Origin of the sequence: Pseudomonas sp. RA_105y_Pfl2_P56 (assembly GCF_963970845.1) — a bacterium.
GTDB classification, from domain to species: Bacteria; Pseudomonadota; Gammaproteobacteria; order Pseudomonadales; family Pseudomonadaceae; genus Aquipseudomonas; species Aquipseudomonas baetica_A.
This window is the reverse complement of sequence record NZ_CAXAPL010000002.1, coordinates 18,084-37,601: the sequence shown is the minus strand read 5'-3', so window position 1 is coordinate 37,601 and position 19,518 is coordinate 18,084. Positions and strand designations below refer to the sequence as shown.

Here is a 19,518-nt window from a genome sequence, read left to right as displayed (position 1 = left end):
AAGAGCAAACGTATTTTTTTGAGCGCTGATTTGCTTTCTCGTTAAACGATCCAACCGATTCGGGAGCTACCTGAAGGTAGTTTTATTGTTCTCTGCCCGGTTGCGGGTCACTCCTGAGAGCACCCTGAAAAGCACACCTTCTCCAAAAAAATCTGTTAGCTGCGTCTCTGCCGTGTTGTTCTTGTTATGTCAGAGTCGGTACGTCTTATTTTTATTGGTTTGCTGCTTTTTATTCTTGTTATGCCATAGAGATAGCAGAACGCGTGCCAACTTTAAAAAAGCTATATAAATCAATAGCTTGGCGTTTCTCTTGTTTTTTTCGTTCTGTCAAAGCCAGACAATTTGTTTCCGTGTTACTCGTTTAAGCCCACATTGGCGACACCGCGGTAACACCGTCCCTCATTACTGTGCGCTACGTGCCTTGGCCACACGCGAACCGCTCGGGCGACCGAGCACCGCGCTGATCTGCTGGCCTGCGTCAATCAAGGCGTCCAGGTCGATACCGGTTTTGATCCCCAGGCCGTTGAGCAGGTACACCACGTCTTCGGTCGCCACGTTACCGCTCGCGCCTTTGGCGTAAGGGCAGCCGCCGAGTCCGGCGATAGAGCTGTCGAACACCGCAATGCCTTCGAGCAGACTGGCGTAGATGTTGGCCATGGCCTGGCCGTAAGTGTCGTGGAAGTGCCCGGCGAGTTTGTCCCGTGGCACTTGTGCCGACACCACGTCGAACAGACGCCGGGTCGCGCCAGCCGTGCCAGTGCCGATGGTGTCGCCCAGCGATACTTCATAGCAGCCCATGGCGTACAACTCCCGGGCAACCATGGCCACTTGCTCTGGCGCGACCGTGCCTTCATAAGGGCAGCCAAGCACGCAGGAAACGTAACCGCGCACGGTAACGCCGTGTTGTTTCGCCGCATCCATGATGGGGGCAAACCGCGCCAGGCTTTCACTGATCGAGCAATTGATGTTGCGCTGCGAGAACGCTTCGGACGCGGCGGCGAACACCGCGACTTCCTTGACCCCGGCCGCGATAGCGTCTTCGAAGCCGCGCAGGTTCGGCGCCAGTGCGCCGTAGGTCACGCCGGGTTTGCGCTGGATCTGCGCGAAGACTTCGGCAGAACCGGCCATCTGCGGGACCCATTTGGGCGAGACGAAACTGCCGACTTCTATATAGCCCAGACCTGCGGCGCTCAGGGCATCGACCAGTTGCACCTTGTCAGCGACGCTGATGGGCTGGGCTTCGTTCTGCAGGCCATCGCGCGGGCCGACTTCGATCAGGCGTACTTCGGAGGGGAGGGACATTGGGCGGACCTGTTCTTTTGAATTCGAGATGACCCCCTCGTGGGAGCGGGGAGATGTTGTGTTCAATTACTGCGCTATCTGCTGGCTCTTGAGTGTCAGCTCCAGTGCCTGTACGCAGCGTTCTTCGGCGGTATCGAGTTCCAGCTTCATCTGTTCGATGTCGAGCAACTGCTGCTCTAGCTGTTCGCGGCGTTCGCTGATTTTCGCCAACATGCTGTTGAGCTGTTTGGTGTTACCGCTGGACGGGTCGTAGAGCTCGATCAATTCGCGACATTCGGCCAGCGAGAAACCGATGCGCTTGCCGCGCAGGATCAGCTTCAGGCTGACTTTGTCGCGTGGCGAATAGATGCGTTCCTGGCCTCGGCGCTCGGGGCTGAGCAGGCCTTGCTCTTCATAAAAGCGGATCGCCCGTGTGGTGATGTCCAGTTCACGGGCGAGGTCGGAAATGCTGTAGGTCTGGCTGCTCATGAAAGCGCTCGGAAATAGGGGCTTGGCGCTAAGCTAATGGCTGCTTTACGTTTACGTCAAGCGACGCAATGCCTTACACCTTATCCAGTTTTTTCTCATGCGCCGTCACCTGCTGGCACAACTCGATCATCTGTTCGCGCATCCAGCGGTTGGCCGGGTCCTGATCGGTGCTTTCATGCCAATACAGGTGAGTCTCCACCGGCGGCACATCGTTGACCGGCAAATTAAACGCATGCAGTTCATGCCGACGGGCGAAACGCTCCGGCACGGTCATGACCATGTCGGTCTGCTGCATCACTTGGGATGCCATCAGGTAGTGCTGGGAGCGCAGGGCGATCTTGCGCTGAATGCCCATTTTGCCCAGGGCCAGATCGACATAACCCAAGCCGCTGCGACGGCTGGAAATGTGGATATGCGTCAGCGACAGATAGTCATCGAGGCTGAGTTTTTCCTTGCCAGCCATCGGGTGCCTCTTGCGCATCGCGCAGACGTAGCGGTCTTCCATCAGCTTGACGTGGCGCACCTGCGGGTCGGTGTTGAGTGGCGCATCGACGGCAAAATCCAGTCGCCCGGCCGCCAGTTCCTTGGTGGTTTCCCGGCGTTTGGACAGAAAACTTTCGATGATCACTGTCGGTGCCAGTCGGCGCAAACGCTGGAACAGCGGCGGCAGAATCACCGCTTCAGTGAGGTCGGTCATGCTGATGCGATAGGTCTTGGCCGCTTGCGCCGGGTTGAAAATACGGCTTTCCTGAACCGACACTCGCAACAGCGACAGCGCGTTGCGCACCGGGCCGATGATGTTCTGCGCCATCGGCGTCGGCACCATGCCCTGGGCCGTACGCACGAAGAGCGGGTCGTTGAAGGTCTCGCGCAACCGCGCCAATGCGTTGGACACCGCCGGCTGAGTGATGCCGACAATCTGCCCGGCGCGGGTCAGGTTGGCTTCGGTGTAGATCGCGTCAAAGACGATGAAAAGGTTGAGGTCGACCTTGCTCAGATTCATAACGCGGCTTCTCTTGTTTTAAGGGCAGGTGTTTTAGGGGCTGACGATCACTGGATCATATATCGGTGATGAATGTTTATACACGCCGAGAATAGGCTAGGTAAATTATCAACGCTGTTCTAGCATCGATTGCATGACCTGAACAACCTCTCGAAAAAGAAGGTACTGCCCATGGATTTCGCTTATTCGCCCAAGGTGCAAGAACTGCGTGAGCGCGTGACCGCGTTCATGGACACTTACGTTTACCCGGCCGAAGCCGTGTTTGAACGCCAGGTTGCCGAAGGCGACCGCTGGCAGCCGACCGCGATCATGGAAGAGCTCAAAGCCAAGGCCAAGTCTGAAGGACTGTGGAACCTGTTTCTGCCCGAGTCGGAACTCGGCGCCGGCCTGACCAACCTCGAATACGCACCGCTGGCGGAAATCATGGGCCGCTCCTTGCTGGGGCCAGAGCCGTTCAACTGCTCGGCGCCGGACACCGGCAACATGGAAGTGCTGGTGCGCTACGCCAACGAAGAACAGAAACAGCGCTGGCTCGAACCGCTGCTGCGCGGCGAGATCCGCTCGGCGTTCGCCATGACCGAGCCGGACGTTGCCTCGTCCGACGCCACCAACATGGCCGCCCGCGCTGTGCGTGATGGTGACGAGTGGGTGATCAACGGCAAGAAATGGTGGACCTCCGGCGCCTGCGACCCGCGTTGCAAAATCCTGATCTTCATGGGCCTGAGCAACCCTGATGCGCCGCGCCACGCCCAGCACTCGATGATCCTCGTGCCGGTCGATACCCCCGGAGTGAAAATCGTCCGTCCGCTGCCGGTGTTTGGCTACGACGATGCACCGCACGGTCACGCCGAAGTGTTGTTCGACAACGTGCGCGTGCCGTACGAAAACGTCCTGCTCGGTGAGGGACGCGGCTTCGAAATTGCTCAGGGCCGACTTGGCCCCGGCCGGATTCACCACTGCATGCGGTCGATCGGCATGGCTGAACGGGCGCTGGAGTTGATGTGCAAACGCTCGGTGAACCGCACGGCATTTGGCAAACCGCTGGCACGCCTGGGCGGTAACATCGACAAAATCGCCGACTCGCGAATGGAAATCGACATGGCCCGTTTGCTGACGTTGAAAGCGGCGTACATGATGGACACCGTGGGTAACAAAGTCGCCAAGAGCGAGATCGCGCAGATCAAAGTCGTCGCGCCGAACGTGGCATTGCGCGTGATTGACCGAGCGATTCAGATCCACGGCGGGGCCGGGGTGTCGAACGATTTCCCGCTGGCCTACATGTATGCCATGCAACGCACCCTGCGGCTGGCCGATGGCCCGGACGAAGTGCACCGTGCGGCGATCGGCAAGTTCGAGATCGGCAAATATGTGCCGAAGGAAATGCTGCGCAGCGAGCGCTGATCCCGCGCCGCGTTATCGTTCTTCGCGAGCTTGCTCGCGAAGACGTCAATGCAGGTGCCAATGAGCACTCAATACACCCAAACCTCCACTCGCCGATTCTTGATCCGGCCTTCATCGGCACTGTTGGTCGCCACCGGCATCAGCGCCCCAAAGCCACGAACCTCACGCAATACCACGCCGTTCTTGACCAATTCGCGCCGCACCGCCATCGCCCGCAATTTGGACAGCAGATCCGCGCGCGCCGGGTCATCCTTGGCATCACCAAACCCCACCAGTGTTACCGCGCGATCGGTCTTGTCGTGACCCTTTATATAGTCGAGCACCCGTGCCAGATCTTGCCGCGCCTTGTTATCCAGGCTGGCGCTACCCTCTTCAAAACGGAAGTTCACGGTCAGACGTTGGGCGTGGCGGCTCAGGGATTGATAGCCCTCGGGCATCAGCGAGTTGGGAGTGACGCTCATCGCCCGCACGGTCTGACTGATAAAGCCGTTGGCGGCGACAATCGTCTGGCCCTGAGGGCTTTGCGCAAATGCCACCAACGCTCTCGCCCACAGGTTTTTGCTGTCTGGCGGCAGATAGAAGAACAGCCGTCGGGACAGCGGATAGTCTTCGGTGGCAATCAGATTGTTAAGCGCCAGCATCGATTGCGAAGCGCCATCAGCGATTGCCACGGCTTTTGCCTGACGCACATAAGGCAGGCCAATGAAGCCAATGCCTTGCGGGTCACTGCTCACGGCGTCGGATAACTGCTCGCTGGATTCGAACCTTTTCGCCTCAATGCTCAGATTTTTCCCACGAGGGCTGAGGACCAGTTCCTTAAACGTGTCGTACGTGCCGGACTGATCATCCCGCGCATATAAATGAATCGGGCCGTCACGACCGCCGAGGTCTTTCCAGGTTTTCACCTCGCCACTGAAGATGCGCGCCAGTTGTTCGGTGTCCAGTTGCTGCAGCGGGTTGTCGGGGTGAAGGATGATCGCCACACCATCGATGGCAATGACTTGCTCGGCAGCGGGATTTTTCAGGTCGCCCAGCGATTGCAGGCTGAGCAACTCGCTGTCCTTGATCTCGCGGGAGGAGGCCGCCAGATCGGCGCTGGCGTTCTTCAACGCGGCGAAACCGGTACTGGAACCGTGGGCGGCGACTTCCACCACGACGCGTTTACCTTGTGCGGTCAGGCCGACGATGCGTTGTTCGTTGGCGGTATCCGGGGGCTCGCGGTGGATTTTCAGCAGGCCTTGTTCCTGCAAAAGACCTTCGACCAGCGCCGGGCCGAGTTCAGCGCCGATGGTGTTGGAGCCTTGAATGCGCAACGCCGGGCCGTTTTCGGGTATCGGCAGGGCAGCGGCAGAGACCGTCAGCCCTGCACTCAATAGAAAAACGAACAGAACACGCAGGATCATGCCGGCACCGAATCAAGCCAAGGGGATTGCCGGGGAGATTAAGTCAGTCGCATGACCAAAAGATTACAGCGCCTCAGCCCGGGCGCGGGCGTGCTCGCGGATGGCGGCGTATCAGCTGGATTGTCGTCAACGGATACACCGAATTCGCGAGCATGCCCGCACACAGGGGAATGTGTGATGTCCGGGATCAGCTCAATTCAAGCCAGATTGGCGCATGATCCGACGGTTTTTCCATGCCGCGCAATTCATAGTCCACGCCCGCCGCTTTCACCCGTGGCAGCAGGCCGTTGGAGGCCAGGATCACGTCAATGCGCAGGCCACGCTTGGGTTCGTCTTCAAAACCACGGCTGCGGTAGTCGAACCAGCTGAACATGTCGGTCACGTCCGGGTTCAGGTGGCGATAGCTGTCGGTCAGGCCCCAGTTTTTCAGGCGTGCCATCCATTCGCGTTCTTCCGGCAGGAAGCTGCATTTGCCGGTTTTCAGCCAGCGCTTCATGTTGTCCGGGCCGATGCCGATGTCGCAATCTTCTGGGGAAATGTTCACATCGCCCATCACCACCAGCGGCTGTTCGTTGTGGAACTGGCTTTCCAGCAGTGCTTGCAGATCGCTGTAAAAACGCTGCTTGGCCGGGAATTTGGTGGGATGGTCGCGGCTTTCACCCTGAGGGAAGTAGCCGTTCATGATCGTCACCGGCACGCCTTTGGCGTCGGCGAAGGTGCCCCAGATGAAACGGCGCTGAGCGTCTTCTTCATCGGTGGCGAAACCTTTATGGATGGCAATCGGTTCCTGGCGCGAGAGCAGGGCGACGCCGTAATGGCCTTTCTGGCCATGGTAAGAGACGTGGTAGCCCAGGGCGCGCACGTCTTCCAATGGAAACTGGTCGTCGTGGACTTTGGTTTCCTGCAGGCCGATCACGTCCGGCTGATGTTTTTCGATCAGCGCTGCCAGCTGATGCGGACGGGCGCGCAGTCCGTTGATGTTGAAGGAAACAATCTTCATGGTCGGCAGTCCTGGCAAAAGGGCGATGCTAGCTGACATGTGGGATGGGGGCCAGTGTGGGGTGGGAGAAATCATTCTGGTCTGTGGGATGTGTGTTGCCTGGGCGTGCTCGCGAAGAGGCCCGCCCAGTCGATGAAGATCCCGAGTTGGTCTATACCTGAGGGGAACTGCGCCAACACCAAAAGGTTCGTACCAACAAGAGCGCAGCCATTTGAGCTGCGCCCCGGGGAGAATCACCGTCATGCCTGAAACCCAGACCGCCATCGCCGACATCCACATGCTCGACCGCGGTTATTCGCGCGAAGCCCGATCACTGCTGTATCAGGCCTATCGCCACGAGCCGACCTTCGGCTACCTGTTCGAAGCCGAGCGTCCCGGCTATGAGCAGCGGGTGCGCGCGACGGTGAGGGAACTGGTCAAGCAACACTTCCTGCAGGATCTGCCGGCCATTGGCCTGTTGGTCAACGACCGCTTGATCGGCATCGCCCTGATCGCGCCGCCGCAACGTCGCTTGGGCATCACCGACAGTTGGGCGTGGCGCCTGCGCATGGTGCTCAGCACCGGTTTGCGTTGCACTCGGCGCTATCTGGAATATCACGATGCCGTGTCCGCGTGCGTGCCCGGCGATTCGGTGCACATGCTGCCGCTGCTGGGGGTTCATCCGCAGTTCCAGGGCAAACACTTCGGCGAACAATTGCTGACGGCTGTGCACAACTGGTGCGCGGTGGACGAAACCTCCCAAGGCGTGGTGCTCGACACCGGCAATCCGCGTTACCTGGACTTCTATAAACGTCAGGGTTATCAGGAAATTGGCGAAGTTGCCGTCGGTCCGGTGCGCGAACATGTTTTTTTCCACGCCAATCCGCAGCTGTTACAAACTGCAACAGCATAACAATCGAACTTCTTGGGAAATTTCCTGTTCTATCACGCTCCCAAGCCCGTGATAGCATCCGCGCCTATGAAGTTTCCAGGAAGATTTACCAGTGGCGTGCTCGTGCTGTTAACCAGCTGCGCGGCGCTGGCGCAAAGTGAATTGGACGTGCGAATCAAACCGTCCAACGATGAACTCAAAGCCAATATAGAAGGGTATATCGGCGGCTTGGGCGACCGTGACGAAGAAGCCTTGCAGCGCTTCAGTCGCGGCGCCGAAGAGCAGGCGCGCAAGGCCGCTCAGGCATTGGGTTATTACCAGCCGCAGATTGAAAGTAAGGTCAAGGGCGGGGCCAAACCGCGCCTGGTGCTGAACATCGATCCCGGTGAGCCGATTCGCCTGCGCAATGTCACCATTCGCGTCGACGGCCCCGCAGCCGCTCTCAAATCCTTTCGTGTGCCGAAAAGCGACGTGCTCAAGCCCGGTGCGGTACTCAATCATGGCCGTTACGAAGACGCCAAACGGCTGATCCAGAATCAGGCCTCGCGCTTCGGTTTTTTCAGCGGCCACTTCACCCGTCAAAGACTCTTGGTGGATCCCCGCGCCGGGATTGCCGACGTCGAATTGATCTACGAAAGCGGCCCGCGTTATGCGCTGGGCACCGTCAGTTTCGAGGGCGACACGCCGTTCGACGAAGACCTGCTGCAACGCATGGTGCCGTTCAAGGAAGGTGAACCGTACGATTCCGAGTTGATCGCCGAATTGAACCGCAATCTGCAATCAAGTGGCTATTTCGAAGGCGTGCGCGTCGATGCCGCCCCGACTGCTGCGAAAAACGACGTGATCCCGGTGGACGTCAAACTCGACACCCGCAAGCCGCGCACCATGGGCCTGGGCCTCGGTTACTCCACCGACGTCGGGCCGCGAATCAAGGCCAACTGGACGCGCCACTGGGTCAATCCGCAGGGCGACAGCTATGGCTGGGAAGCCGAACTCTCGGCGCCGCGGCAAAACGTCGGGCTGTTCTATGACATTCCACTCGACCCGCCGCTGACCGACAAACTGCGTTGGGCCGGCGGTTATCAGTTTGAAGACATTGATGGCTCCGACACGTCGAGCAAGCTGTTGACCTTCGGCCCGGAATGGCACAGCAAGTTGCCCAGCGGCTGGCAACGGGTGATCTCGCTGAAATGGCAGCGCGAAGAATACGAACTCGGTGATGACTCCGGCCTGAGTACCCTGCTGATGCCTGGCATCAGCTATTCGTACCTCAAAAGCGACAACCGCATCGACCCGCACAACGGTTATCGCCTGGCCTTTGAAAGCAAAGTGGCGAAAGAGGGCGTCGGCTCCGACAACAATCTTCTGTATGGCACCGCGTTGGTCAAAGGCTTGACCACGGTGTTCGACAAGCATCGCTTCCTTGGTCGCGTGCAGGTCGGCGGCAGCGCCACCAATGGCTATAACTCGGTGCCGCCGTCGCTGCGTTTCTTTGCCGGTGGTGATCAAAGTGTGCGCGGTTACGACTACCAGAGCCTGTCGCCGGAAAACTCCAAGGGTGACCGCATCGGTGGCCGCTACATGGTCGCCGGCAGCGTCGAGTATCAATATTCGGTCGCCGAAAAATGGCGCGTCGCGACGTTCGTCGATCAGGGCAACTCTTTCAACAAACTCGAACTGCCGAACCTCAAGACCGGGGTTGGCATCGGTGTGCGCTGGGTTTCACCGGTGGGGCCGATCCGCCTCGACCTGGCCCACGCGCTGGACGACGATGGCGGCTTCCGGCTGCACTTTTCCATGGGGCCTGAGCTGTGAAGCGTGGTTTGAAAATAACGGCGCTGGCCCTGTTGGCGCTGGTGATGTTGATTGTTTTGAGCATCGCTGCGGTGTTGGGTACGCAGGCTGGCAGCCGTTGGGCGCTGAGTCGGGTGCCGGGCTTGAGCGTGGAAAATTTCCAGGGTCGCCTCGGCGGACAATGGAGCGCCGACCATCTGGTGTGGCAGCAGGACAGCAGTCGTGTCGAGCTGGACAAACCGATCTTCGCCTGGTCACCGCTGTGCCTGACCCGCATGACGTTGTGCATCGAACAGCTCAAGGCTGATCAGGTCATCCTTCAATTCCCGCCGAGCGAAGAGACCACCGAAAGCGGCCCGATCAAACTGCCGGATCTGCAATTGCCGGTGGCTATCGAGTTGGGCGACGTCGAGGTTGGCAGTTTGCTGTTCAACGGCAGCGAGCAACTCAAAGGCCTGAAACTGGCGGCGCACTGGACGGCCAAGGGCCTGCAGATCGACAGCGTGAAATTGCAGCGCGACGACCTCAGCCTGAACCTGTCGGGCCTGTTGCAGCCGACCGCCGACTGGCCGCTGAACATCGCCGGTGATCTGACTTTACCTTCGCCGAGTAGCGATCCCTGGACACTGGCGTTGAAAGTCGACGGCGATTTGCTCAAGACCCTCAACCTGCACGCCGACAGCCGTGGCTACCTCGATGGCCAGTTGAGTGGTGAGCTGCAACCGCTGGCAGATAATCTGCCGGCCACAGTGCGCATCACCAGCGAGACGTTCAAACCGAGCGCCGACCTGCCAGACACCCTGCAACTCAATCAACTGCTGCTGACCGGTGAAGGCAACCTGAAAGACGGTTACCAGTTGCTCGGTCACGCGACGCTGCCTGCCGAACAAGGCCCGGTGGCACTGTTACTCAAAGGCAAGGTCGACGCCAGCGGCGCGCAAATCGCCGGCCTTGACCTGAGCGCCAATGACAAGCAAAGCCTCAAGCTGACCGGCAGTGTTGACTGGAGCAAAGGCATCACCGCTCAGGCCAACATCAATTGGCAGGACTTTCCGTGGCATCGGCTTTATCCGGTGATCGACGAGCCAGAAGTCGCTTTGCGCACCTTCAATGGCGAAGTCTCCTACACCGACGGTCAATACATCGGTAATTTCGCCGCCGCGCTGGATGGCCCGGCGGGGGCGTTCAGCCTGAGCAGTCCGTTCAGCGGCAGCCTGAAACAGATCGCCCTCCCGCAATTCAAAATGGAAGCGGGGCAGGGCAAGGCCGAAGGTCATGTCAACGTGCAGTTCGCCGATGGCATTGCCTGGGACACCGCGCTAGATCTGTCGGCGTTGAACCCGGCGTACTGGGTCGCGGAACTGCCGGGCACCTTGGCAGGGCCGCTGAACAGCAAAGGTGAATTGAAGAACGAACGCCTGAGCCTGACCGCCGACCTCGATCTCAAAGGCAAACTGCGTGGCCAACCGGCCGTGCTGCAAGCCAAGGCTGACGGTGCTGGCGAACAGTGGACCCTCAACGCCCTGCACATCCGTCTCGGCGGCAACAGCATCAACGGCAAGGGCAGCCTGCAAGAGAAACTCACCGGGCAGATCGACATCAAGCTGACGCGCTTGGCCCAGCTCTGGCCGCAACTGCGCGGGCAGGTCAACGGTCAGGTCAACGTCGCCGGCACCTTGAAAGCGCCGCAAGGCAAACTCGGCCTGCAAGGTTCGCAACTGGCCTTCCAGGACAATCGCCTGCAAAGCCTCAACCTCGACGCCACGCTCGACAGTGCACAGCGGGCGAAAATCGATCTGAAGGGCAGCGGCATTCAGGCCGGCGATACCAATCTGGGCGTGTTGACCGCCAGCGCTCAGGGCGACATCAAGAACCAGAAACTCAGCCTCGACCTGCTCGGACCGAAGCTGAAACTGGCCTTGGGCCTGGACGGCAATCTGGACAAGGGCAACTGGCGTGGACGCCTGGCCAGCGGTGACATTCAGGCCGGTGGCCAGGATTGGAAGCTGCAAACCCCAGCCAGGCTGGAACGATTGGCCGACGGCAAAATCAATTTTGGCGCGCATTGCTGGGTGTCCGGCAGCGCCAGCCTGTGCGGTGAGGATCAACGGCTGATGCCCGATCCGAAACTGCGCTACCACCTCAAGCAGTTCCCGATTGAAAGCCTGGCGCAGTGGTTGCCCAAGGACTTCGCGTGGCAGGGCAAGCTCAACGCCGATCTAAAACTGGACCTGCCGGCCAGCGGCCCGAACGGTGTGATCAGCGTCGATGCCAGCGGCGGCACCTTGCGCGTGCGTGAAAAGGATCAGTGGCTGGATTTCCCTTACCAGACCCTCAAGCTCACCAGCAAACTCACACCGAAGCGCATTGACACCGACCTCAACTTCGTCGGCGGCAAACTTGGTGAATTGGGTGTGCAGGCGCAGCTCAATCCCTTGCCGAAGAACAAACCCCTGAGCGGTACCTTCCGTCTCACCGGGCTGGATCTGTCGGTGGCGCGGCCGTTTGTACCCATGGTCGAGAAACTCACCGGCCACCTCAACGGCAGCGGCACGATATCCGGTGGGCTGCTGGCGCCGCTGGTCAACGGCACGGTAAAGCTCAGTGAAGGCGAAGTGTCCGGTGCCGAGTTGCCGATGGAACTCAAGGATCTGCAACTGCAAGCGGTCATCGCCGGGGAATCGATACGCCTCGACGGCGGCTGGAAAAGCGGCAAGACCGGGCAGGGCAGTCTCAATGGCAACGTTGCCTGGGGCCAGGCACTCATGGTCGATCTGGCGCTCAAGGGTATGCAGTTACCCGTTAACGTCGAACCGTACGCCAAGCTCGAAGTGGCGCCGGACCTGAAGATTTCCATGGCGGGCGACGAGCTGAAGATTGCCGGCAAGGTGCTGGTGCCCAAAGGCGAAATCACCGTGCGTGAATTGCCGCCATCGACGGTAAAAGTCTCTGATGACACGATCATCGTCGGCGCGCAGACCGAAGAGGGCAAACCGCCGATGGCCATGAAAATGGACATTGACGTGGTGGTCGGTGACGACAGACTCAGCTTCGCCGGGTTCGGCCTCACGGCCAACCTGAAAGGGCGTGTGCACATCGGCGACAACATGGACACGCGTGGCGAGTTGTGGCTCAACGATGGCAGATACCGCGCCTATGGGCAGCGGTTGACGGTGCGGCGTGCGCGTCTGTTGTTTGCAGGTCCCATCGATCAGCCGTATCTGGACATCGAAGCGATTCGCCAGACTGACGACGTGATCGCCGGTATTCGCCTGAGCGGCAGTGCTGAGCAACCGACCACGCAGATCTTCTCGGAACCGGCGATGAGCCAGGAGCAGGCGCTGTCCTATCTGGTCCTGGGGCGTCCGCTGAGCACCAGCGGTGAGGACAACAACATGCTCGCGCAAGCGGCGTTGGGCCTTGGCTTGATGGGCAGTTCCGGGGTGACCAGCAGTCTGGCCAAAGACCTGGGGATTCAGGACTTCCAGCTCGACACCCAGGGCAGCGGCACCACCACCAGTGTGGTGGCCAGCGGCAACATCTCCGAGAAGCTCAGTTTGCGCTACGGCGTTGGCGTGTTTGAACCGGCCAGCACCATTGCCTTGCGCTACAAGTTGAGCAAGAAGGTTTATGTCGAAGCCGCCAGCGGTGTCGCCAGTTCGCTGGATATCTTCTACAAGCGCGATTTCTAGCTCGCGTTGCCCATAGCCGGGTCGCGACACTGCGATCCGGCTTTTCCAGAATGAATTAGACTCACCGCAACTCGAACGCTTTGCGGTATAAGGCTGCCCGAAGATAACAGGGGTGCATATGGTTCGCTTGAGTAGGGTCTTGCTCGGTAGCGATTTTGTCCGCAAGCGTTGGTCTGCGCTGGCGCTGACGGGCATTGTCTGGGGGGCGGCCGGTGTGGCCATCTTCATTGATGCGCTGGACGGCGTTCTGTATTTCCCGTTGCATCTCTTCGGCTATCTGTTGTTGCTCGAAGCCCTGATCATTCTGTTTGTGCCGGCACCTCGAACCGGGACCGCAGCCGCTTTGCGCAAGGCGCGAGGTCTGGCGTTTCTGGTGTTGGGGTTGCTGATCGTCGACAGACAACACGCCGCTGGCCTGATTCTGGCGGTGCTGTTTGGTGTGGCGTTTTTGCTCGACGGGGGCTTTCGGCTGGCAGCGGCGTTGGTGGTGCGTTTTGTCGGTTGGCAAGTGTCCCTGCTGACGGGGTTGTTCGAAATCGGCTTTGGCCTGTTCATCCTTGAACCGTATCCGACGCTCTATAAGGGCACGGTACCGTTCTGCATCGGCATGAGCGTTTTTCTCTCGGGCTGCGCGCTCTTGCGGCAGGCGTTGCGCTTTAAAAACTGGCAGTCGCCGGTCAGCCCTGCTTCGGTCAGTGCGCCGGCATGCAGCGCCGCGCTGGTGATCCACGTCTGGACACCCAGCGGCACCGTTGATGACACCCTGGTGCGCAACCGGCTGCTCAACCGCTATATCGCAGCGGTCGACATCAACGGCGTGATCTCCGCCGGCCACGCGGCATTGGAATGTGGCCCGGATATCTACATCAGCCATTACCCGCAGGACGACATTGATCGTTCAGCGGGGGATTTCGTGCGCTTGCTTCGGGCGACGCCGAACAATGATGTCGCCGGCAGGTTTCTGCCGGACTATGCGAGCGAGGTGGCTGACTGGTGCCCATCTTCGGTTCAGGTCAGTTTTGCCCACTATGATGCCCGACGGCTGAATGCGTTCTGGGCGCAATATCGGCAGAACGGCACTTATAACCTCACCAGCCGTAATTGCTCCAGTGCCGTTGCCCACAGTCTCGAAGCGGCCCTTGAAGGGGCGATGAATCGGGGGCATTCAAGCATGCTCGATTTTGTCCGAGTCATCATCAGCCCCGAGTTCTGGGTGGCGGCTCAAGTGCGCAAGCGTGCCGAGGTGATGGCCTGGACCCCCGGGCTGGTGCTCGATTATGCGCGGGCATTGCATGCCGCCATCGAGCCGGCGCCACCGGGCTGGCACAGCATTTACGCGGTGACCAAGCGTGCTTGTGGCTATGCGCTGACGGCCTTGCGGGGGCGCGAGGTGCATCCGGTGCAACCGCCAGCGCCTGCCCATCCTTCCGACGAGTCCTGATCGGCCTCCCTATAAGCCGGATTTCTGGATCGCTTTCATTTCTCAAAACGAGTCGCTGCCTTCGCGGGCAAGCCCGCTCCCACACTGGATCTGCGTTCGACGCGAAATCCTCTTTGGGCGCGACTTTGCTCGCGAAGGCGCGCAAAACCCCAGTCCACTGGTCAACTAATTACAAAGCAACCTAACTATTACGTTGACATTCGCTGCCTAGGCAGTAACATCTCGACATACATTCACTGCCTAGGCAGTTATTAGGTGAGCACATGAAGCATTTCACCCCGGACGAATTCAAACACTGCCACCTCGGCCTGTTGCTTGGCCGTGCTGCGCTGCTCAAAGACCGGATCATCGACACCCACATGGAACCCCACGGCATTACCGCCGCGCAGTTCAAGGTGTTGATCATCATGGCCCAATTCGGCGTCGACACCCCGGCCGAGCTCTGCCGGCATCTGTCGCTGGACAGCGGTTCGATGACGCGCATGCTCGATCGTCTGGAGCAGAAAGGCTTCCTGGCCCGCCAACGCAGCGAAGGTGATCGCCGTCAGGTGCAACTCAAACTCACCGAGCAAGGCCAGCAATTGGCCGATCGCCTGCCGCACATCGGCGCCGATGCGATGAATGAACTGGCAGGCGCCGTCACTCCGGACGAGTTGAGAACCCTGGAATACATCCTCAAGAAAATTCTGCTGGCAGCCGGTGACCCGATCACCCTCCAGCGGTTAGGTGAACACAATGAGCGGTAAAACCCTACGCAGCAGCCTGACGCTGGTGCTGTCGGCGATGATCCTCGCCGGCTGCGCCAACTACAGCGGCCTCGACACCCAAGGCCAAAGCCTCGAAGCGAACAGCCTCAAGGTTGGCCAATCCCTCAACGGCGTAACCCTGTCGCCGGCCGCCTGGCCGAAAAGCGACTGGTGGACCAGCCTTGGCGATCCGCAACTCGATGGCCTGATCCGCGAAGCGCTGCACGACAGCCCGGACATGCAGATCGCCGAAGCCCGTGCCCATCAGGCCAGCGCCGCCGCGTATGCCGCCGATGCCGCGCGCTATCCGACGCTGGACGCCAGCGCCGGCATCAGCCGTTCGCGCCTGGCCAAGGATCAGGATCCGCTGGGGCAGGGTGGGGCTTATTCGACGGTGCGCAACGTCAGCGCCGGCTTCAATTACAACTTCGACCTGTGGGGCGGTCAGCGTGACGCCTGGGAAGCCGCACTCGGTCAGGCCCGCGCCGCCGAAGTCGACCGTCAGGCTGCGCAGTTGACCCTCGCCGCCGACGTGGCCCGGGCCTACAGCGATCTCGGTCAGGCACACATCGTCTATGACCTGGCCAGCGAAGACCTCAAGCGCACCCAACAAATGCTTGACCTGAGCCAGCGTCGCCTGAGTTCCGGGATCGATAGCCAATACCAGTTCCAGCAAACCCAAAGCCTGGAAGCCAGTTCCGAAGCCAGCCTGATCGATGCGGAAAAACGCCTGAACAGCGCGAAAATCACGTTGGCGGTTTTGCTCGGCAAAGGCCCGGATCGCGGCAATGAAATCGCCCGCCCGAACGTCCTGCAAGCGAGCGCCGTGGCTGTGCCTTCGGTGCTGCCGGCGGAACTGCTCGGTCGTCGCCCGGATCTGGTCGCTGCGCGCTGGCGTGTAGAAGCGGCGAGCAAGGACATCGACTCGGCGAAAACCCGGTTCTATCCCAACCTCAACCTGACGGCCTCGGCCGGTGCCGAGTCCCTGTTGGGTGACGCGATGTTCGGTTCGGCCAGTCGCTTCTTCAGCATTGCGCCGACTGTCTCGGTGCCGATCTTCGATGGCGGGCGACTGCGCGCCAACCTCGATGCGCGTGACGCCGATTACGACCTGGCGGTGGCGCAGTACAACAAAAGCCTGGTCAAAGCACTGGGCGATGTCAGCGACACGATCAACCAGTTGCGTGACATCGGCCGGCAGATCGGTGCGCAGCAACACGCCACCGACATTGCCCGGGATTCTTACAACACCGTGGTCCAGCGTTACGGTTCCGGCATCGGCAACTACCTGGACGTGCTCAGCATCGAGCAGCAATTGCTCCAGGCCCAGCGTCAGTTGGCCAACCTCAATGCCGAGCAGATCGATCTGTCGATTCAACTGATGCAAGCGCTGGGCGGCGGCTTCCAGAGTGAAAACCTGACCGCAGCCAACGCCACCCCAGCCACGCCGTACAACTAATTCAAGGTATTTGTCATGGCCACTGCCCAAAACACCCAAGCTCAAGACAACACCCCGGACACCGGCAATCCACGCAAGCGCAAAGTCATGCTGCTGGTGCTGGCTGTTATCGTCCTTGTCGCCTGTGGCGGCGTCTGGGCGTATCACGAATTCATCGGGCGCTTTAACGAAAGCACCGACGACGCCTACGTCAACGGCAACGTCGTTGAAATCACGCCGCTGGTCACCGGCACCGTGGTCAGCATTGGCGCCGATGATGGCGACCTGGTCCACGAAGGCCAGGTGCTGATCAACTTCGACCCGAACGACGCCGAAGTCGGCCTGCAAAGTGCTCAGGCCAATCTGGCCCGCACCGTGCGTCAGGTGCGCGGCTTGTACAGCAACGTCGATGGCATGAAAGCCCAGGTCAACGCGCAACAGGCCGAAGTGCAAAAGGCTCAGGACAACTACAACCGCCGGAAAAATCTCGCCGCTGGCGGGGCGATTTCCAAAGAAGAACTGTCCCACGCCCGCGACGATCTGACCTCGGCGCAAAACGCCCTGGCCAATGCCAAACAGCAACTCAAAACCACCAGCGCGCTGGTCGATGACACCGTGGTGTCGTCGCACCCGGACGTGATGGCCGCTGCCGCGCAACTGCGTCAGGCCTACCTGACCAACGCCCGCAGCACGTTGATCGCGCCGGTCACCGGTTACGTTGCCAAGCGCACCGTGCAACTCGGCCAACGCGTGCAACCGGGCACCGCACTGATGGCGGTGATTCCACTGGATCAACTGTGGATCGACGCCAACTTCAAGGAAACCCAACTGAGCGGCATGCGCATCGGTCAGCCCGTGGATATCGAATCCGACATCTATGGCAGTGACGTGAAATACAGCGGCACCGTCGACAGCCTCGGCGCCGGTACCGGTAGCGCGTTCGCCCTGTTGCCTGCGCAGAACGCCACCGGTAACTGGATCAAGATCGTCCAGCGTGTGCCGGTGCGCATTCACATCAACGCCGAAGAGTTGGCCAAGCACCCGCTGCGCGTCGGTCTGTCGACCACTGTCGAGGTCAATCTGCATGACCAGAGCGGCCCGGTACTGGCTCAACAATCGCCGCAAAAAGCGTCTTTCAGCACCAACGTCTACGACCGTCAACTGGCCGAAGCCGACGCAATGATCGCGCAACTGATCCACGACAACAGCGCCGCGGTCAGCAAAACCGCGCAACGCTGATCCACCACTGACCCTGTGGGAGCGGGCTTGCTCGCGAAAACGGTGTGCCATTCAAGATTGATTTGTCTGACAGGCCGCCTTCGCGAGCACGCCCGCTCCCACAAGGGCGGGTGTAACGCTATTGAGGTTTCAAAGGATTCGCGATGAGCAATAACGCCTCTTTTACGCCGCCCAGCCTGTTGCTCAGCACCATCGGCCTGTCGCTGGCGACTTTCATGCAAGTGCTCGACACCACCATCGCCAACGTGGCGTTGCCGACGATTTCCGGCAACCTGGGGGTGAGTTCGGAGCAGGGCACTTGGGTGATCACCTCGTTTGCCGTGAGCAACGCCATTGCGCTGCCGCTGACCGGATGGTTGAGCCGGCGTTTCGGCGAGGTGAAGCTGTTTCTCTGGGCGACCCTTCTGTTTGTGCTGGCTTCGTTTCTCTGCGGTATTTCCACGTCGATGCCCGAACTGATCGGCTTTCGCGTGTTGCAGGGGCTGGTCGCCGGGCCGCTGTATCCGATGACGCAAACCCTGTTGATCGCCGTGTATCCCCCCGCCAGGCGAGGCATGGCATTGGCATTATTGGCAATGGTCACGGTGGTTGCACCGATCGCAGGGCCGATTCTCGGTGGCTGGATCACCGACAGCTACAGTTGGCCGTGGATCTTCTTCATCAACGTGCCGATCGGGATTTTTGCGGTGATGGTCGTGCGTTCGCAATTGGCCAAGCGTCCGGTGGAAACCAGCCGTCAGCCGATGGACTACGTCGGGCTGATCTCGCTGATCATCGGGGTCGGCGCGTTGCAGGTGATCCTCGACAAGGGCAATGACCTGGACTGGTTCGAATCGAACTTCATCATTATTGGTGCGGCGATTTCAGTGATCGCGCTGGCGGTGTTCGTCATCTGGGAAATGACCGACCAGCATCCGGTGGTCAATCTGCGGCTGTTTGCCCACCGCAACTTTCGCATCGGCACACTGGTGCTGGTACTGGGTTACGCCGGGTTCTTCGGCATCAACCTGATCCTGCCGCAATGGTTGCAGACCCAGATGGGTTACACCGCGACCTGGGCAGGGCTGGCCGTGGCGCCGATCGGGATTCTGCCGGTGCTGCTGTCGCCGTTTGTCGGCAAATACGCACACAAGTTCGACCTGCGTTTACTGGCCGGGCTGGCATTTCTGGCGATTGGCCTGAGCTGCTTCATGCGCGCCGGGTTTACCAACGAGGTGGACTTCCAGCACATCGCTCTGGTGCAACTGTTCATGGGCATTGGCGTGGCGCTGTTCTTCATGCCGACCTTGAGCATTCTGATGTCGGACTTGCCGCCGAGCCAGATCGCCGACGGCGCGGGCCTTGCGACATTCCTGCGAACGTTGGGCGGTAGCTTCGCGGCGTCGCTGACCACCTGGATCTGGATTCGCCGGGCCGATCAACACCATGCCTATATGAGTGAAAGCATCAGCACCTATGAGCCCGCGACGCGGGAGGCGTTGAATCAATTGGGCGGGGCGAGTGCTCCGGCGTATGCGCAACTCGACCATGTGCTGACCAGCCAGGCGTACATGCTCTCCACCGTGGATTACTTCACGCTGCTGGGCTGGGGGTTCATGGGGTTGATTCTGATTGTGTGGCTGGCGAAGCCGCCGTTTGCGGCGAAGGCGGGGCCTGCTGCCAGCGGGCACTAAGTAGAACGCGGTCAAAAATGTGGGAGCGGGCAGGGCTGGCGGCGGCG

Annotated in this window: 14 protein-coding genes; 9 read left to right on the top strand and 5 right to left on the bottom strand. The window is 60.1% G+C overall.

The features are described from left to right. Positions 1 to 402: 402 nt before the first annotated feature. The 3 genes from AACY11_RS01935 to AACY11_RS01925 form a co-directional block, all read right to left on the bottom strand. Positions 403 to 1,302, bottom strand: coding sequence for a hydroxymethylglutaryl-CoA lyase (locus AACY11_RS01935; RefSeq protein WP_339466306.1), 900 nt, complete (start codon positions 1,300 to 1,302; stop codon positions 403 to 405). Between the two features lie 66 nt (positions 1,303 to 1,368). Then, entirely contained in the window at positions 1,369 to 1,770 is a 402-nt protein-coding gene (locus tag AACY11_RS01930) for a MerR family transcriptional regulator (protein WP_339431991.1), read from the bottom strand. 73 nt (positions 1,771 to 1,843) lie between these two features. Next, positions 1,844 to 2,773 carry a LysR family transcriptional regulator gene (locus tag AACY11_RS01925; RefSeq protein WP_339493740.1) on the bottom strand — a complete coding sequence of 310 codons (930 nt, stop codon included), beginning with the start codon at positions 2,771 to 2,773 and terminating at the stop codon, positions 1,844 to 1,846. Positions 2,774 to 2,944: 171 nt separating this feature from the next. On the opposite strand from AACY11_RS01925, the gene AACY11_RS01920 reads away from it, so the two are divergent. Further along, positions 2,945 to 4,174, top strand: a complete 1,230-nt coding sequence (locus AACY11_RS01920) for an acyl-CoA dehydrogenase (protein WP_221730422.1) — start codon at positions 2,945 to 2,947, stop codon at positions 4,172 to 4,174. Between the two features lie 68 nt (positions 4,175 to 4,242). Here AACY11_RS01920 and AACY11_RS01915 read toward each other — a convergent pair whose 3' ends face one another. Together AACY11_RS01915 and xthA are read right to left on the bottom strand one after the other, a co-directional pair. Further along, positions 4,243 to 5,577, bottom strand: a complete 1,335-nt coding sequence (locus tag AACY11_RS01915) for a phosphate ABC transporter substrate-binding/OmpA family protein (RefSeq protein ID WP_339431993.1) — start codon at positions 5,575 to 5,577, stop codon at positions 4,243 to 4,245. A 187-nt stretch (positions 5,578 to 5,764) separates the two neighbouring features. Next, entirely contained in the window at positions 5,765 to 6,577 is an 813-nt protein-coding gene (xthA, locus tag AACY11_RS01910) for an exodeoxyribonuclease III (RefSeq protein ID WP_339493738.1), read from the bottom strand. A 241-nt stretch (positions 6,578 to 6,818) separates the two neighbouring features. Between xthA and AACY11_RS01905 the strand changes: the two genes are divergently transcribed. From AACY11_RS01905 to AACY11_RS01870, 8 genes are all read left to right on the top strand, one after another. Then, a complete protein-coding gene (locus AACY11_RS01905; RefSeq protein ID WP_221730419.1) occupies positions 6,819 to 7,469 on the top strand; it encodes a GNAT family N-acetyltransferase in 651 nt (216 codons plus the stop codon). Positions 7,470 to 7,535: 66 nt separating this feature from the next. After that, complete coding sequence (locus AACY11_RS01900; RefSeq protein ID WP_339431995.1) at positions 7,536 to 9,263, top strand: autotransporter assembly complex protein TamA; 1,728 nt, start codon at positions 7,536 to 7,538, stop codon at positions 9,261 to 9,263. After that, positions 9,260 to 12,934 (top strand): translocation/assembly module TamB domain-containing protein, encoded by a 3,675-nt coding sequence (locus AACY11_RS01895; protein ID WP_339493737.1) that lies wholly within the window; start codon positions 9,260 to 9,262, stop codon positions 12,932 to 12,934. Before AACY11_RS01900 ends, AACY11_RS01895 begins: the two co-directional genes overlap by 4 nt. A 118-nt stretch (positions 12,935 to 13,052) precedes the next feature. Next, positions 13,053 to 14,375 (top strand): HdeD family acid-resistance protein, encoded by a 1,323-nt coding sequence (locus AACY11_RS01890; RefSeq protein ID WP_339431997.1) that lies wholly within the window; start codon positions 13,053 to 13,055, stop codon positions 14,373 to 14,375. Between the two features lie 263 nt (positions 14,376 to 14,638). Further along, the gene (locus tag AACY11_RS01885) at positions 14,639 to 15,121 is read left to right on the top strand and encodes a MarR family winged helix-turn-helix transcriptional regulator (protein WP_339493736.1); all 483 of its coding nucleotides are present in this window, start codon (positions 14,639 to 14,641) and stop codon (positions 15,119 to 15,121) included. Continuing rightward, on the top strand, positions 15,111 to 16,580 hold the full coding sequence (locus AACY11_RS01880) for an efflux transporter outer membrane subunit (RefSeq protein ID WP_339493735.1): 1,470 nt from the start codon (positions 15,111 to 15,113) through the stop codon (positions 16,578 to 16,580). Before AACY11_RS01885 ends, AACY11_RS01880 begins: the two co-directional genes overlap by 11 nt. 15 nt (positions 16,581 to 16,595) lie before the next feature. Beyond that, positions 16,596 to 17,798: an HlyD family secretion protein gene (locus AACY11_RS01875; protein WP_339493734.1), complete on the top strand. Its 1,203-nt coding sequence runs from the start codon at positions 16,596 to 16,598 to the stop codon at positions 17,796 to 17,798. 143 nt (positions 17,799 to 17,941) lie between these two features. Further along, positions 17,942 to 19,471: a DHA2 family efflux MFS transporter permease subunit gene (locus AACY11_RS01870; protein ID WP_339493733.1), complete on the top strand. Its 1,530-nt coding sequence runs from the start codon at positions 17,942 to 17,944 to the stop codon at positions 19,469 to 19,471. Positions 19,472 to 19,518: the final 47 nt, after the last annotated feature.